Raw genomic sequence first — 16,527 nt, forward strand, 5'->3', positions numbered from 1 at the left:
AGAATTATTGATCAGAGAGGGTACTCTGAAAAATTGTCCTGCACAAATAGCTCCGTGAGCTAAATCCGCGCGAGCTGTACAAAAGGCTGCCTACTGCCCGATGTCAGAACTGCGCTGATCCCCTGAAAGGCATAATTCGGAAGATAACCCCTTATCATCCGTAACGCTGTATTATGCCTACATTTATATTATACACATTTTCCTTCCAATTGCAATGAAAAATACTATCTTTTTAAGGAGATTTTTTGAAATTGTAACAATTAATATATAAAATCATCTTGCATTTGTCACTTTTATATGATACAATAGTACATATAGCAGTGAGCAGAAAGTAGTAGGGGCGCACAGTGTGCGCCGGCCAGCCGTTTTTTAATTCAGAATTCAGAATTCGGAATTAGATGTGCTGTAAGTGAAGTACAATTAACGATTTTGAAAAAAGCGAGCGAGTGTAACAAGCGTCAACGCAACAAGGGTGCGCAGGCTCTGCGCTGTAGGGGCGGCGTTCCGCCGCTTGAGCTAATGGCTAAGAGCTAAAACGATCGGAGGGATATAATGAGCAGACGAATACTTATCGGCGTTGTCATAGCCGATTGTCATATAGCGTTCCAAAGCGAGATACTGCGCGGTATCATAACTCAGTCATTCAAAAGCAACTGTGATGTGGCTGTTATCTCTCCGCTCCATAATTTTTCACTTTCCTCCGTACACAAGGACGCTGAAAAAACTATCTTCGACCTGCTTATGTCGAAAAAAATAGACGGTATCATCTACGACAGAAATTCTCTGCAAAGCGAGGATATCTGCCGATATATAGATGATCTCTGCAAGCGTACAGAAAAGCCTGTAATGCTTCTTGATTACAACGATCACAAAAGCTTCGAGACTACCTCGGTCGATGACCGCGACGCTTTTGAAACTATAACAGACCACCTTATAAATGTACACGGCTACAGGAAGATATACTGCCTTACAGGTCCGAAAAACACCTTCAGCGGCGAGGAAAGGCTTGCAGGCTATAAGACTTCAATGAAACGCCACGGCATACACATTGAAAAAAGCTGGTGCGAATACGGCGACTTCTGGACAGAAGCTCCCAAAAGATACGCAAAACGCATATTCAGCGGCGAGCTTGAACGCCCCGAAGCAATAGTCTGCGGCAACGACGTTATGGCTATCACTCTTTCAAAGCTGTTCATCGACGCAGGTATAAGAGTCCCCGAGGATATCGCCATAACAGGCTATGATGCGTCTATAGAGGGATATCAGGCAAGTCCTTCCATTACAAGCTACAGCCGCCCAAACTTCCAGCTTGGAGCTGAGGCTGTGCGCAGACTTTACCGTATAATCACAGGAAAGATATGCGGCAAAGTCCCAAATGAAAACGGCGAACTCCGTATCGGAGAAAGCTGCGGCTGTACCGAAAACCCGAGTCTCAGGCACAGCATACTGCGAAATATCAGCATAAACGCCCGTTTCGAGTCCGAACTGCTCTACGGCGATATGCTTTTCGATATCACAAATGCGGATAATATCTCAACTTTTGCCGACAGGCTGGATAATTACACCTACTTCCTGCATAAAATGAGAAGGATGCGCATCTGCCTTACGCAGAGCTACGTTGACGCTACCGTTGATAAAAATGCAGAGGAGCTTGGCTTCACTATCGGCGACAATATGAAGGTAGTCCTTGCGAAATCCGCAATATGGCGCGAGGCTGAGACCAATCTCATATTCAGCTCGTCGGAGATACTCCCCGACTATAACGAAGACAGAAGCTATCCGTCGGCGTTTTTCATCTCGCCCCTGCATTATAATAACAACTTCTTCGGGTACTGCGCAGTTTCCTACGGAAAAGAGGCTCGTTCCTTCAGCTCGCTGTATATGAAGTGGATAAACTATGTCAATGTAGCCCTTGAACAGGTGCGTATCAAGGCTATTATGAACCGCACTATCCTCAATACCAGCAAGGCTCTGCTTTATGACCACCTTACAGGACTGCTCAACAGAAGCGGAATAGAACAGGAATTCGGCAAGAAGTTCCCCTCGGGAACAGAGAGCAGCTTAGTGGAATGTATAATTTTCGAGCTCCACGGACTGAAAAAAGCCTATTACCAGAGCGGCGAGGAGAAATCCAACAGCATAATGGCGGCTTTCGCAAAAAAGCTCCGCTCCTGTATACACAGCAAGGAGCTATGCGGCGCATGGGCTTCTCAGACTCTTTGTGTGATAAGTCCCGACAGCGGACGCGCTGAGGCTATATATCACGAGCTCTGCGGCAAAATAAAGGAAACTCAGTTCAGCACAGGCGAGGAAAACTGCAATATCGACTTCTCCGTAGGCGTGTGCGGATTTGAGCTCGCCGACGGCTCTGACCTTTCGGACGCAATGTACAAGGCTACCATGAACAGGGTATTCTCCTACACCATATCCGAGCCCACTTCAAATCCGCAGTTTGAAAAGCTTTGTCTCCTGCGCAACAGGATAATGAAAAATCCCGAGCTGCCCTGGAATATCAGCGAGATAGCCGAAAGCCTGTATCTCAGCAAAAGCTATCTGCAAAAGATCTACAAATCCTATTTCGGAAAGAGCATAATCGAGGAAATGATACAATTCCGCATAGACAGTGCAAAAACTCTGCTGTCTCAGACGGATATGACCGTTACGGAAATATCCCGCGAGTGCGGCTATTCATCGTATAATTACTTTGTACGGCAGTTCAGAATGTGCGAGGGTCACTCGCCTTCGGAATACCGCGAAGAACAAAAAAGAAAGGCTGAGGAAAATGAAAGCTGAAGTCATACTAATGAAATGCCCCGAAGCTCGCCGTATCTACGGCGTAAGAGTTGAGGAATGGGAAGGCGACTGGTTCAGAACATGGGCTTTCCCTATCGACGAAAAAAGAGCTGCTCACGAGGGCTTTGACAAGGTAAAAATAAAGGGCAATCTCTCCCCCGCCGACGAATTCAACGGCTGTCCATACTGCAAGAGCATAAAGTTTGTACAGTGCGACAGATGCGGCAAGCTCAGCTGCTGGAACAACGAAGAGCGCATAACCTGCGGCTGGTGCGGACGCTCGGGAAATGTAGTTGCTACCGAGGATCAGATAAACGTAAAGGGCGGCGGATATTGAGCCGCTGTTCAGCCGTTAGCCTTTAGCCGTTATGAAGCGGCTTTGCCGCTCAGCAGGGCGCACAGTGTGCGCCCGTCACTTGCTTATGGAACACCGAGGGCGTTGCTCCCTACGGACTATGGGCTAACAGCTATGGGCTTGCGGGCTGCCAAAGGCAGCCCCTACATGGATAATGCGTTATCTGCGTGTTCGGCAGAACTGACGGGATGCCGAGGGCGGCGTCCCCTACACATTCAGATTTGTCCGCGAATCGGACACAATAATTCCGAATTCCGCATTCCTAATTACGAATTAAAAAGGGCGGATAATATCCGCCCCTACAGGCTAAGGGCTAACGGCTGGCGGACGCGCAATGCGCGTCCTTACACTATTCACTAAACTGGGGGAATAATTATTGGAAAGAGATAAAGTTATTGTCAGAACAAGTATCATCGGTATATTTGCCAATGTGTTCCTTGCATCATTCAAAGCTATAGTAGGAGTGCTGAGCTCTTCGATCGCTATAGTCCTTGATGCTGTAAACAACCTGAGCGACGTAATGTCCTCGTTAATAACTATCATAGGTACTAAACTTGCAAAAAAACGTCCCGATAAGAACCACCCCTACGGCTACGGACGAATTGAAAATCTCAGCACGACTCTTATTGCGGTCATCGTATTGTATGCAGGCGTTACAGCTCTTGTAGAGTCCATAAAGAAGATCGTACATCCTGCTGTTCCCGATTATTCGGCGGCTGCACTTATAATCGTAGCCTCTGCGGTAGTTGTAAAGATACTTCTCGGCACATACGTGAAAAAAACGGGCATAAAGGTTAAATCCGACTCCCTTATAGCTTCGGGAAGCGACGCTCTGCTGGACTCTGTTATCTCTGCATCTACACTTCTTGCGGCGTTCATCTATATACTTTTTGATATACGCACGGAAGCTTGGCTTGGTGCGGTAATTGCCCTTGTTATCATAAAATCAGGTCTGGGTATGCTTGGCGACAGCCTTTCAAATATCATCGGAAAGCGCATCAGCAGTGACCTTTCAAAGGAGATAAAGCAGACAGTCTGTTCATTCCCCGAGGTGCAGGGAGCATACGACCTTGTGCTCCACAACTACGGTCCCGATTCTCTTATAGGCTCTGTGCATATAGAAGTCCCCGACACTCTCACCGTTGCGGAGCTCGACAAACTGGAGCACCGCATAACAGAAAAGGTACTGACAGAGCACAGGGTAATTCTCGCAGGCATAAGCGTTTACGCCGCCAATACCGAAAATGACAGGGCTGCGCAGATGTACTCTGAGATACGCAGGATAGTAATGTCCCACGAGTACCTGTTACAGATACACGGCTTTTACCTTGACGAGGAACACAAGACTATTCATTTCGATATCATCATCGACTTTGCAGCTCCCGATATCAATGAGATATATCAGCATATCCTCAACGAGATACAGGAGCTGTACCCCGATCACAACGTGAGCATAACCCTCGATACCGATGTCAGTGATTGAGTCGTTAGCTTGTAGGAGCGAACATCGTTCGCCCGAAATTAACGCTGAAACTAATGGGCGCCCAATGGCCGCTCCTACAGTGTGTCATTCACAGTTGCTTCGAGACTGGTGGGAGCCCGAGGGCGGGCTCCCCTACAGTATGTCATTCGTACATATATGGTCTCCCCTACATTTTAATCCATCGGCTAAGCCGATACCATTAATTACGAATTCAGAATTTATAATTATGCATTAAAAAGGGCGCACTATGTGCGCCCTTACTTAGTTCTGTGAAATGAGGAGCTTTCTAAGCTCTACCTCGTCATATACGTCTACATCTCCGTCACCGTTGAAGTCGAACTGAACGGCAGCCTCCTCACTGCTGAAGGCTTCAAGTCCGAGCAGCATTCTGCGGAGCCTTACAAGCTGAGCTACCTTATACACCTTTGCAGGCTTTGTTCCGTCAGGCTCTGTACCGCCTATAAGCTTTCCGTCAGCATATACGCAAACGTTCTCACAGCGTTTTGCGAACTCCACGCCGCTTACGATATTATCGTAGTCCTCGCCCTCCTCGGTAAGGTCTATCATGCCCTTCTTGCTCCAGTCGTTGGAGGAGTCCCACTTCTCACCGAAATAGTTTCCGATAATAAGCTGATACTTCTTGTTGGAGTTGGCAATAGCATAATCAGGCCACGATATTTCGATATAGTAGATATCGTCCTTGTACTGCTTCGGCTGTGAAAGCACCGCAGCCTTGCCTGTGACCTCGGTCTCTACCTGGTCGTAGGTCTTTTGCAGCACGAAGCTTCCCGGGATAGTCTTGTTCTCGAATTCCTCTATGCTGAAATAGTAACGGATAGAGATATCGTCATGGGGCTCAAGGGAGTCCGTATTTACGAAGAATGTTAGCTTTGTAACGCCTGCGCCTGTCTTTTCGGGAGCGTCCGAGCAATAGCCTGCTGCCCAGAAATCATCGCCCGAAAACAGCTGCGTATCGTCTGTCTTTTCGGCAGGAGGGAAATTCTCCTCGGGCTTCATGTTCTTGTCGCCCTTGTAGAGGTAAAGTCCTGCCGCAGCACCTACGATAGCCGCATTATAGTCGATAGTTACCTCGTTATATACCCAGTCCTTAGTGACATCATTATGCTCATCGTTTTCATCGGGACCACCTGCAAGAGCACCGTAAAGGACGTGCTTGTGCTCGGCAGGGTCATCAGCCATTGTAAGTCCCGAAGCCGCACGGTGATGCGGGAATTTTACGGAATTCTCGCCGTAGCCTACTACATAGCTTCTGCCGAGAGGGTTATCGCCGATAATGTATTCCATTTGTCCGAGCGCCCACTGTGAGAAGGTATAATCGGGATTTTTCGTATTATACTTGTCCTTGCCCTTGTTGTACTTGTCGTACACCAGAGCTGTGAACTGCACTGCTGTATTGTATCTTGCGCTGCCCCATGTATCAAGGTGGAAGTAGCCCGCAGGAGTCAGTTTCTTGGTCATTACCGTATTTATAGCCTTTGCTTCCATTTCCCAGAAGTCAAGGACTTCATACTGTCCCCTGCCGATAGCAACACGGGTCTCCTCACATACCTCGGGATAGATGTCCTGTATGCGTCCGAAGATAAGTCCTACGCCGTTCCACATATCGTTCCAGCAGAGAACATATCCGGGAGGTGCATAGTAGTCTATGTACTTCTCGCAGGCTTCAAGGTAGTCATGGTCACGGGTTATGAGATAGAGCCAGCCTGCCGCAAAGCAGAAGTCGTCCTCCCACTTGCTTGAAGTATAGAAGCTTGCAGGACCGTCCTTGCCCTGTCCCACATTTTTCTCGTTCTTGTTGGCAAAGTCGAACAGTGCCTTTGCATAGTCAAGGCATTTCTCAGCATATTCGGGGTCGGTGTCCTTGAAGTTGTAGTAGTTTATTGCAAGAGCAGCCGCACTTTCCGAAACGTCGTCAGTTGTGGGGAGCTCTGATGTGGCAAAGAAAGCAGGTCTGCCCATAGCGTCTATCTCAGGGGACTGCCAATAGCTATGGTCGACAGCTCCGTCGCCTACCTGATAGCAGAAGGCAATAACATCGCCGTTCTTGTCACGGAAGGTACTGCGCATGAAGTAGTCACAGAAATAGCGGCATATTGTCTCTGCGTGCTCTGCCTGTCCTGTTTCTTCGTAAGCTTCACGGAACTCATAATAGCCCCATGATACCACAGAAGCCGCATAAGCCTCGGGAAGTCCGAATTTTACATGGTCGCCTGCATCGTGGAAGCCGCCTGATACGTCGATAAATCCGTCACCGTCTGGGTCGAGGATATCCTTGTACTTCTCCATGAAGGACGCAGACATATTAGTTCCCGTATGGTCGTCGTCAATGGGGTGCATAGGTACTTTCGAGTCGTAAACATGACAGTCTCCGCGCCATGAAAGGCGGTTGTTCTCGGAAACTCCCGTACCGCACATATTAGCGTCATAGAAATAAAGCGTGTACTGCAAAAGCTTTGCCCAGTTGTTTTCGGTCTCTGCATAGTCCACAACATCGGGAGTTGTCGCCGCTACAGCTCTGCCGCCTGCTCCCGAAGCCGTCAGTGCCATAACAGCCGCAGATGCAAGAGCAGATACCCTTTTCATTATCTTCATAAGCTCATTCCTTTCTATGGTTTAGCCGTTAATCCTTAGCCGTTAGCTCTAAGTTCTTAGCTCTTAGCTCTTAGCTCTTAGCTCTTATAAAGATATTTTATCTCATATCGCTCCCAATGTCAACGCATAACTTGCGAATTTTCCTCACTATTACAATAGTATGATGCTCAGCCTTGACACATCCGCGGTTATGGTTTATAATTATTATAACAAATGTCCTGTTCATGGACATAAAAAATCACGGAGGTGCTTCGTGGGTAATAAAGGTCTAAAGGAAGGGCTGAAGCACGGCGATTTCATCATTCTTGATATGATATGCCTGCAATTCTGCTTTACTATAAGCTACTGGATGCATATCAACTTTGCTAACCCGTACCGTACCGATGACTACCAGTATCAGGCTGTTATCCTTACAACGTGCCAGCTCCTTGTTATAGTTTTTTCAAACAATTACAGAGGCATACTCAGGCGAGGGCAGCTTGAAGAGCTGTTCTCCATTGTAAAATACATATCGGGGATAATCCTTATCTCACTGGTATACCTCTTTGCTGTAAAACACTCCATTACCGCTTCACGACTCCAGTTCGGTCTTACCTCAGTGACCTTTACTTTAGTTGATTATCTCGTCAGACAGCTCAACAAGGTCAGGGTATTCAATTCCAGCAAATATAAGGAAAACCGCAGGTCGATAGTCCTCATAACGTCGGGAAGCATAGCAAAAAAGACGCTCTCTGCTCTTATAAGCGAGCAGGAGCACCGCAACTACTTCATTTCGGGAGTAGTCGTCACTGACAAAGAATGTTCTGACGGCGAAAAAGAAAACGATGTCCCATTTTACTCCCTCAATGACGATACTATCGCAAAGCTTACTCACGGGTGGGTGGACGAAGTATTCCTGCTCCAAACGGAAAATATGGAGCTCCCCTCAAAGCTTATGGAAAGCCTTTTCCGTATGGGTATAACAGTCAATTACTCAATAACCTCTATATCCGACGGCAGGTGGCCTATAACGGAAATGAAGAACTTAGGTCCGTACAGAGTGCTTTCAAGCAGTGTATCCCCTGCCTCCGCAGGTGAAATGGCTCTGAAGCGTCTTGCGGATATCATCGGCGGTCTCGTAGGCTGTATCATTACAATGATAGTCTTTGTATTCCTTGCTCCTATAATTTATATCAAGTCTCCTGGTCCTATTTTCTTCTCGCAGAACAGAGTAGGTCAGAATGGAAAACCTTTCCGTATGTATAAGTTCAGAAGTATGTACATGGACGCGGAAAAGCGCAAACAGGAGCTTATGGCTAAAAACAAGATAGGCAGCGATATGATGTTCAAAATGGACGATGACCCCCGTATTATCGGCAGTGAAAAAAAGGATAAGCACGGCAGACCAAAGGGTATCGGAAACTTTATCCGCAAATACTCAATTGATGAGCTGCCTCAGTTCTATAACATACTCAAGGGCAATATGAGCCTTGTGGGTACTCGTCCCCCTACTATGGACGAATGGGAAAAGTATGATTTAGGTCACAGGATAAGAATGAGCATTAAGCCCGGACTTACGGGACTATGGCAGGTCAGCGGCAGAAGCGGCATAACCGACTTTGAAGAGGTTGTACGCCTTGACCGCGAATATATCGAAAACTGGAATCTGCTCCTCGATATAAAGATAATACTGAAAACTATAGTCGTAGTGTTCAAGGGCAGCGGTGCTTCTTAATCTAATCATCATAAAAAAGCCCGAAACGGTATATTCTGCTTTCGTTTCTTGACTATTGACTTGATTTATAATATTATACTTTAAAAACTAAAAAACAGGAGATTATCTATGGACTATGATATAATAATAGCTGTATTATTAATAATTATTTCAGTCTATTTTTTGGTTAAGCGTATAATAAATGATTATAAAAAATCGCAAAATAAGAGAAAAAGGTTTTTTTATTATAAAGAAGAAGGTCATTTGGCGAGAATGTATGAAAACAGAGTAGTTTATGGAGGTTTGACAACCTTAATTGTAGGTTGCATAATATATATTTATTATAGATTAAGCGGAAAACTAGAAAATATTTTTCCTTACATGATTAAATATTATTTTTAATGAATATCAAAGAGTAATGGTGTATGATGCCATATGTAATAAATCCATTACACTTTATATATCACGCCATTGAAACAGAAAGTTTTACCGTGGTCTATAAATATATAAAACACAACATCAATTTGTTCTTCTATGCAAAAAAGAGCTTGCTATAAGAAAGATACTCATATAGAAGTTTTAAGCCATAGTATTTCTGATTTACAGTCAGTAGTACTATGGCGTTTTTATTGACAATGCAGCAATTCTATGCTATAATTGTTACGAATATAAATCGGAATTTGCAGGAGAAAAGTACGACGAACTGAAAGAAATCCTAACGATTGTTTTTCGCATAAATATTGAGGATAAAGCGATGAAATCTGAAAAATCAAAAAGAGTAAAAAAAGTTTTTTTGATAATTGCCTGCATTTTTATTATATTTCTTGCAGTTACATTTTTGATAAATAAACTACTGTTATCAAAAGAAAAGCAGATGCTGACCGAAGCAGGGTATTATAATCCTGTTTCGGTCGGAGACTATTCGCTGAATGTATATGATTTTGGCAATAAAGAAGGTACGCATACATTTGTGGGAATATCGGGCAGAGGCGTGTTTGATTACAGCGTTAGAATGGATCGTCTCATGGGCGGTTTTGCCGATGATAACAGAATTGTAGTCGTTGACCGACCCGGCTACGGACTTAGCGACGATACAAAGGAACCACTGACCGTAGAGAGCATCGTGGACGATTATCGTACAGCGCTCATAAATGCTGGAATCGAAGCGCCGTATATACTGCTCCCGCATTCAATAGGGAGCGCTTATGCAACATATTGGGTAAGCAAATATCCCGAAGAGATAGAGGGTGTGGTTTTTCTTGACGGTACGCCGCTTAACGGAAAATCCGATCTTTCGGAAGGCAATGTCATTGAGAACAGAGCCGCTATAGCTGCAACGCAGATGGGGCTGATCAGACTTGCGAAGTCATTGCTGTTAAAGATCGAGATCCCCGGCATGAATTATACGGATGAACAGCGAAAGTATTCCGAAGCATTGAATCTGCATAATAGATTTAATCATGCTTCTTCCTATGAAGAGGAACATTCAAACGAGATTTGTGATACCGCATATCATGAGATGAAGCCTAATGATGTGCCGAAAGTCTATATCAGCTCATCGTTTGCATTTCGCACCCAGGAAGAGATCGATGAAATGCTGGAGTGGGATAAGCATGAATGTGAATTTAAGGGAATGAAGCAGCCGAGGTTTACAGCTGATGTGAATTATATAAAGAATTATTTCGATACCGAATTTCAGCCGTATATTGATAAACTGGGAAACTGCGAGCTGGTGCTGCTGCCGGGAATACACTGCATTTATGACCAGCGTCCCGATGATGTGGCAGAGATCATCAGCGATTTTCTGGACAGAATAGAGGAACAAACGGAATAGAAAATCGGAATTTGCTTTAACAGATAAATTCTGATTTATCTTAGCAACCGTATAAAATATAATGCCCCTAAGTGCTTAAACACTTGGGGGCAAAACTTCTATATGGGTATCCGTCTTAATGGCAGGCTCTTTTGGTTTTGTATAAAAAAACGTTGAATCATCGAAATAACAATATGATGGCTGTTTGGGGTTTCACTTTAACACAAGCATCAAATAAACAGCTAAATATAGCCGCCAAACAAGTGAACAATCTACAAACAGCGAAACATTGGCAAATAGTCACTTGCTTCAATTTGGCTATTTATAGGCGTTTACAAGCTGTTTGCTATTTGGTGTATTCATCGTAAGAAGTTTCTTTAGTTCGTTACAGTGTAAATAGAGTGTTCTGATTTACAAACATAATATCACAACCAGCACTACGACAGATTTATGACACTTTTGCTTTTAGTAAAATAAAAAAGCGTTTCCTCAAAAAGAAGAAACGCCTGTTTCACGCCGTTTAGCGTGTGTATGTGTTACAAAATTGATACCACTTCATGCGCGGAAAAAAATTCGCGTCCCAATTATACTGAGACGCGAACTTGCCTGCGGGGGCTCCCCGCTGGAGCTGATGATCGGACTTGAACCGACGACCTACGCCTTACCAAGGCGTTGCGCTACCGACTGTGCCACATCAGCATCAACAGATAATATTATACAGCAACTGCGAAAAAAAGTCAAGAGGAACATATTTTATTTTTTATATTAACAAATCTATTCCTGCCTGTTTTTCGTGCAAAAAAATTTTTTTGGATTTTTTTAAAAAAAGGGTTGACAAAACTTTTTTTATCTGGTATAATATTAAAGCAGTCGAGAGACAGCAATGCGAGTGTGCTGGAATAGGCAGACAGGCACGTTTGAGGGGCGTGTGTCGAAGGACGTATGGGTTCAAGTCCCATTACTCGCACCAAGGAAGCGTTTACCAATGGTAAGCGCTTCTTTTTTATGCAAAATCATAAGCCGCCGAGGCTCCTGCTCCTATGAGTAGCGAGCCTCTTTTTTGTCTAAGCTTATGGATCTATATAGTCAAACACGGTCTCTCGAATTATTATAATTCTCATTTCTTTATAAATTTCAAGAATTCATCGTAATCTCTGATATAATCTTCGACCGTATAGAAATCAGAAGCCGCAACACACAGTACAGAATCCTTTTGCAGCCACAGCATCTCTCTCCAGGTCGGCTGATCTATAATTACACCGATAGACGGGTCGAACAGCTCTATTTCTTCACGACCGTTTGTATTTTCAAGGATCAATTGTATCCTTCCATAGGGACAGAACAACAGTTGTTTTAACTCTTTATGAGCATGAAAACCTCTTCTAACTCCTTCAGGCACTTTTGAGATATAGTATATTCGCTTGATATCAAACGGGATATCGTGTGTAGTCTCAAAGAAGGAAAGCTCTCCTGCATTCACCGTAGGAATTGTCTTAATATGTATCACCTTACAGCCTGCAACTGCATCTCGGGTCGTAAAATCATCGCCTTTAAGAACCGAATACCATTTCAGGTTATCCATGCCCGAATATCTGACCAATACGTGTGCGGGAATATCAAGAGCCTCGTGGAAGTTGTGCTTATCATAAAATCTTACAGCACGCTCATTAGCTCTCGATACACACCAATAAACGCTTTCAAGACCATATTCATCAAATGCCTTTTCTATTATGGTTTCCATGCCGTACCATGCGTATCCTTTGCGCATGGCTTCAGCTCTGACTGTAATAGCAAATTCAGCCGTTTCATTTTCGATATATTTAAGGCTGACTGTTCCCATGTACTCATCTGTATCCGAAACAATTGCAAGATGTATGTTGCGCTTATCTTCCCAGCTTGCTCTGATAAAATCCTCACAGTCAGACAGAGTCTTTGAAGCGAAATCCGCTTTAAGATTTTCAACCACACGCTTATCGTGCATCCATTCAAGCATCAACGGAGCATCTCTCAATTCAAGTCTTCTTAATAACATAGCATTCTCCTTTTAAAACTCATTTATAGCAGAGATCACATACCTGATCTCTTCATCTTTCATACCATAATACATAGGGATACTCAATTCGGTAGCACTGATCTCCTCAGCAATGGGGAGTGCCCCCTGCGGAATGTTCAAATCTCTATAGCACTCCTGCAAATGCATCGGGATAGGATAATGCTTATTCGTACCGATGCCTTTTTCATTCAGATGCTTTTCAAGAGCATCTCTCTCAGCACATCTTATGCCATAGATATGCCAAACAGGAACACATTCTCCCTTTACTACAGGAGTAATGACCTTAGGATTGCTGATTCCTTCTGAATACAGCTTTGCGATCCGCCTTCTCTCTTCGTTCATTCTATCAAGATGAGAGAGTTTAGCTAAAAGGAACGCAGCCTGCATTTCGTCAAGTCGGCTGTTATTTCCTTTATATATGTGGTGATACTTATAATCGGAACCGTAATTGCCAAGAGCATGGATCTTATCTGCAATTTCCCTATTGTTGGTGACAGCAGCTCCCGCATCGCCCAGCGCTCCAAGATTTTTTCCGGGATAGAAGCTGAAGCCTGCGGCATCACCGAATGAGCCTACTCTCCTGCCCTTATATGTAGCACCGTGAGCCTGTGCGCAGTCCTCAACCACATATAGATCGTGTTTCCCTGCTATGCTCATAATAGCGTCCATATCACAAGCCTGTCCATAAAGATGCACGGGCATTATTGCTTTGGTTTTATCGGTAACAGCCGCCTCGATCAGTACAGGGTCGATCAGGAATGTATTGATATCGGGTTCGACAAATACAGGTGTTGCTCCCACATATGTGACCGCAAGGGCTGTTGCGATATATGTGTTCGAGGGAACGATGACCTCATCTCCTGCTCCAACACCGAGCGCTTTCAGCGCAAGCATTAGCGCATCAAGACCATTGCCGCAGCCTACACAGTATTTCGAGTCGCAATACTCGGCAAAAGCCTGCTCAAACGCTTCATCTTCTTTGCCTTCAATATACCATGAACGAGCAAAAACACGTTCAAAGGCATCTCTGATGTCATTATTCAATTCCTTCTCCATAGGAAGGAAAGATACAAACGGGATCTTCATATTTTTCTCCTTTATAAATCCAATGGACTGTTATCAGTTTTTAACTTTTATACCCTTCCATATGCTTTAATGCAAAAATGCTTTTATCAGTTTCAGACGAAATCCCTGTTCTCAGACCGCTGCTGCCGCAGTATCATGTTCATTGCGTATATTAACAGTTTCTAATTACATTCCGTATTTTTAACTACAAAAACTGACATTTTCAAACGAAATCTTGTGTTAATTATACCATTAATATAGCAATATGTCAATGAATAGCACTACAACTTGTACAAACCGTATAAGCAGGCACATTTTAAAGCACCTGATTTATATATTTTTCAAAACCGCTTTTAAACCGCAAACAAACCTTAACATACACAGTTTTCACAAGTCCACATTTGTTATTTTTCCTTTTGTTCCAAGCCTGATATCAAAGCCGCCCCTCTTTCAGCAGCCGTGCTCCGAACTATCCGACACAATAGTACATCACACATAAGGCATTGAGTTTGACAAGTTACCAGCCGAAGTTTCGGCAGGAGTGAAATTTGTACCTTGCTATTTTCTCATCTTTTCAGCACAATAGTTATAGTTATTGCGCACAATTTTGATAAAACTTTTTGTGCATTACGACAAAAATGTAAATAAACCGCCCGTTTTTACTGTATTGTAGCCTTTCTGTTACTATTTTGTTACCAAATTTCATTTCAAACCCTGTATAATCATAGTCGAACATGTTATAGGCATAGAATTTATGAAAGAAGTGTGATAACATGATATCATCAAAAAAGTTAAAATCAGCCATAATCAGCAGTGCAACTGCTATTGCAGCATTTGTTTCACCTATCGCAGCAGTAACTCCCTCTCTCTCAGCAAATGCAGCAGACGGCGACAATTACGCAAAACTCCTTCAGTATTCCCTCTATTTCTATGACGCAAATATGTGCGGCAATAATTCCGATTGCGCTCTCTCATGGAGAGGCAACTGCCACACAAACGACGAAGTACCGGGTGGTTTCCACGACGCAGGCGACCACGTAATGTTCGGTCAGCCACAGGGCTACACAGCAGCTACTCTCGGCTGGGCTTACTACGAGTTCAAGGACGCTTTTGACGCAACAGGTCAGACCGCTCACCTCAAGGTCATCACAGACAAGTTTGCTAAGTTCTTCCGCGACGCTACAGTCCTCAACGGCAACACCGTTTCAAAGGTGCTTATCGAAAAGGGCGAAGGCGGCGTTGACCACTCCTACTGGGGAGCTCCTGAAAATCAGGGCGACAGAGGACGTATGCTCTGGTCTACAGGCGGTGCAGCAAACGTAACTGCCGAATACGCAGCAGCTCTTGCAGCTAACTATGTAAACTTCGGCAACACAGAGGATCTTAAATACGCTAAGGCTCTTTATGATTTCTCAAAGAAAAATCCTGCAACTTATTCATGCGAATTCTACAGCAGCGGTGAAAGCGGCTCCAAGGACGAGCTCGCATGGGCAGCAGCATGGCTTTACCTTGCTACAAAGGACAACCAGTACCTTAACGACCTCAACGACTGCCCCGAAGCATGGTGGGTAATGAACTGGGAAAACGTAGCTCCCGGAGCTGCTATCCTCAAGGCTGAGATCACAGGCAACTGGAGCGGCGTTCACGACCTGGGCAGCGGCGACGGCTATAAGTTCTATGATAAGTGGGGCAGCGCAAGACACAACGCTACAGCACAGATGTGCTCGCTTATCGCTTCCAAGTACAACAAGGCAGACTCCGCATGGGCTAAGGGTCAGATGCAGTACCTTACAGGCGACAAGGCTTTTGCAAACGGACAGTCATACTGTCTCGTTGTAGGCTTCAAGTCTAATTCCTCAAAGAACCCGCATCACAGAGCTTCTTCTCCCGATGCAGACGCAAGCGAGAGAAATGACAGCGTACAGAACAAAAATCTTCTTGTAGGCGCTCTCTGCGGCGGTCCTACAGACGCTAACGGTACATACAGAGATATTCGTTCCGACTATGTGGGCAACGAGGTAGCTTGCGACTATAATGCAGGCTTCGTAGGCGCAGCAGCAGGTCTTTACCACTTCTACAAGACAGGCTCTACAGAGTCAACTATCCCGGGTGTAACAAAGGTCTACGGCGGCGGCAGCGGCAATAACAGCCAGCAGCAGAACAATGACTGGAACCAGCAGAATAACGATCAGAACCAGAACAACGACTGGAATAACCAGAATAACGACCAGAACCAGCAGAACAACTGGAACGATCAGAATAATAACCAGAACCAGCAGAACAATAACTGGAACAACTGGAATGATCAGAACCAGAACAACACATGGGACTGGAACAATCAGAACAACAATACATGGAACGGCGTTGTAAATAACGAATGGAACAATAATAACTGGGACTGGAATAATCAGAATCAGAACCAGAACAACTGGAACGATCAGAACAACAACCAGAACCAGAACAACAACGACTGGAATAACCAGAACAACAACCAGAACCAGCAGAATAACGACTGGAACAACCAGAATCAGAATAATACATGGGATTGGAACAATCAGAACAACAACACATGGAATGGTGTTGTAAATAATGATTGGAACAATAATAACTGGGACTGGAATAATCAGAACCAGAATAACAACTGGAACGACCAGAACAA

The 16,527-nt window shown here is 44.5% G+C and carries 10 protein-coding genes and 2 tRNA genes; 8 read left to right on the forward strand and 4 right to left on the reverse strand.

Annotated elements, in window-relative coordinates; genetic code table 11:
- The first annotated feature begins 552 nt into the window (after positions 1-552).
- From BUB28_RS14980 to BUB28_RS14990, 3 genes are all read left to right on the forward strand, one after another.
- A complete protein-coding gene (locus tag BUB28_RS14980; protein WP_072952340.1) occupies positions 553-2,793 on the forward strand; it encodes a substrate-binding domain-containing protein in 2,241 nt (746 codons plus the stop codon).
- On the forward strand, positions 2,783-3,130 hold the full coding sequence (locus BUB28_RS14985; protein ID WP_072952341.1) for a TerY-C metal binding domain-containing protein: 348 nt from the start codon (positions 2,783-2,785) through the stop codon (positions 3,128-3,130). The genes BUB28_RS14980 and BUB28_RS14985 overlap by 11 nt, the downstream gene beginning before the upstream one ends.
- Positions 3,131-3,524: 394 nt before the next feature.
- Complete coding sequence (locus tag BUB28_RS14990) at positions 3,525-4,631, forward strand: cation diffusion facilitator family transporter (protein ID WP_072952342.1); 1,107 nt, start codon at positions 3,525-3,527, stop codon at positions 4,629-4,631.
- 261 nt (positions 4,632-4,892) lie between these two features.
- Here the strand turns inward: BUB28_RS14990 and BUB28_RS14995 are convergent, their stop codons facing one another.
- Positions 4,893-7,244: a glycoside hydrolase family 9 protein gene (locus tag BUB28_RS14995; protein ID WP_175547869.1), complete on the reverse strand. Its 2,352-nt coding sequence runs from the start codon at positions 7,242-7,244 to the stop codon at positions 4,893-4,895.
- Between the two features lie 253 nt (positions 7,245-7,497).
- Between BUB28_RS14995 and BUB28_RS15000 the strand changes: the two genes are divergently transcribed.
- The 3 genes from BUB28_RS15000 to BUB28_RS15010 all read left to right on the forward strand — a co-directional run bounded on the left by BUB28_RS15000 (position 7,498) and on the right by BUB28_RS15010 (position 10,771).
- Positions 7,498-8,958: a sugar transferase gene (locus tag BUB28_RS15000; protein WP_175547870.1), complete on the forward strand. Its 1,461-nt coding sequence runs from the start codon at positions 7,498-7,500 to the stop codon at positions 8,956-8,958.
- Positions 8,959-9,066: 108 nt separating this feature from the next.
- Entirely contained in the window at positions 9,067-9,339 is a 273-nt protein-coding gene (locus tag BUB28_RS15005; RefSeq protein WP_072952343.1) for a hypothetical protein, read from the forward strand.
- Between the two features lie 436 nt (positions 9,340-9,775).
- Complete coding sequence (locus BUB28_RS15010; protein ID WP_175547871.1) at positions 9,776-10,771, forward strand: alpha/beta fold hydrolase; 996 nt, start codon at positions 9,776-9,778, stop codon at positions 10,769-10,771.
- Between the two features lie 602 nt (positions 10,772-11,373).
- On the opposite strand, the gene BUB28_RS15015 is transcribed toward BUB28_RS15010, so the two are convergent.
- Positions 11,374-11,449: transfer RNA gene (locus tag BUB28_RS15015), tRNA-Thr, on the reverse strand.
- Between the two features lie 186 nt (positions 11,450-11,635).
- Between BUB28_RS15015 and BUB28_RS15020 the strand changes: the two genes are divergently transcribed.
- Positions 11,636-11,720: transfer RNA gene (locus BUB28_RS15020), tRNA-Leu, on the forward strand.
- 147 nt (positions 11,721-11,867) lie between these two features.
- Here the strand turns inward: BUB28_RS15020 and BUB28_RS15025 are convergent.
- Together BUB28_RS15025 and BUB28_RS15030 are read right to left on the reverse strand one after the other, a co-directional pair.
- On the reverse strand, positions 11,868-12,782 hold the full coding sequence (locus BUB28_RS15025) for a GNAT family N-acetyltransferase (protein ID WP_072952345.1): 915 nt from the start codon (positions 12,780-12,782) through the stop codon (positions 11,868-11,870).
- A gap of 12 nt (positions 12,783-12,794) precedes the next feature.
- Positions 12,795-13,889, reverse strand: a complete 1,095-nt coding sequence (locus tag BUB28_RS15030; RefSeq protein ID WP_072952346.1) for a DegT/DnrJ/EryC1/StrS family aminotransferase — start codon at positions 13,887-13,889, stop codon at positions 12,795-12,797.
- 752 nt (positions 13,890-14,641) lie between these two features.
- On the opposite strand from BUB28_RS15030, the gene BUB28_RS15035 reads away from it, so the two are divergent.
- Positions 14,642-16,527: glycoside hydrolase family 9 protein (locus BUB28_RS15035; RefSeq protein WP_175547872.1), on the forward strand; the 1,886-nt coding region annotated here is incomplete at its 3' end.

The sequence above is a fragment of the Ruminococcus flavefaciens genome, from assembly GCF_900143025.1.
Taxonomy (GTDB): Bacteria; Bacillota; Clostridia; order Oscillospirales; family Ruminococcaceae; genus Ruminococcus; species Ruminococcus flavefaciens_I.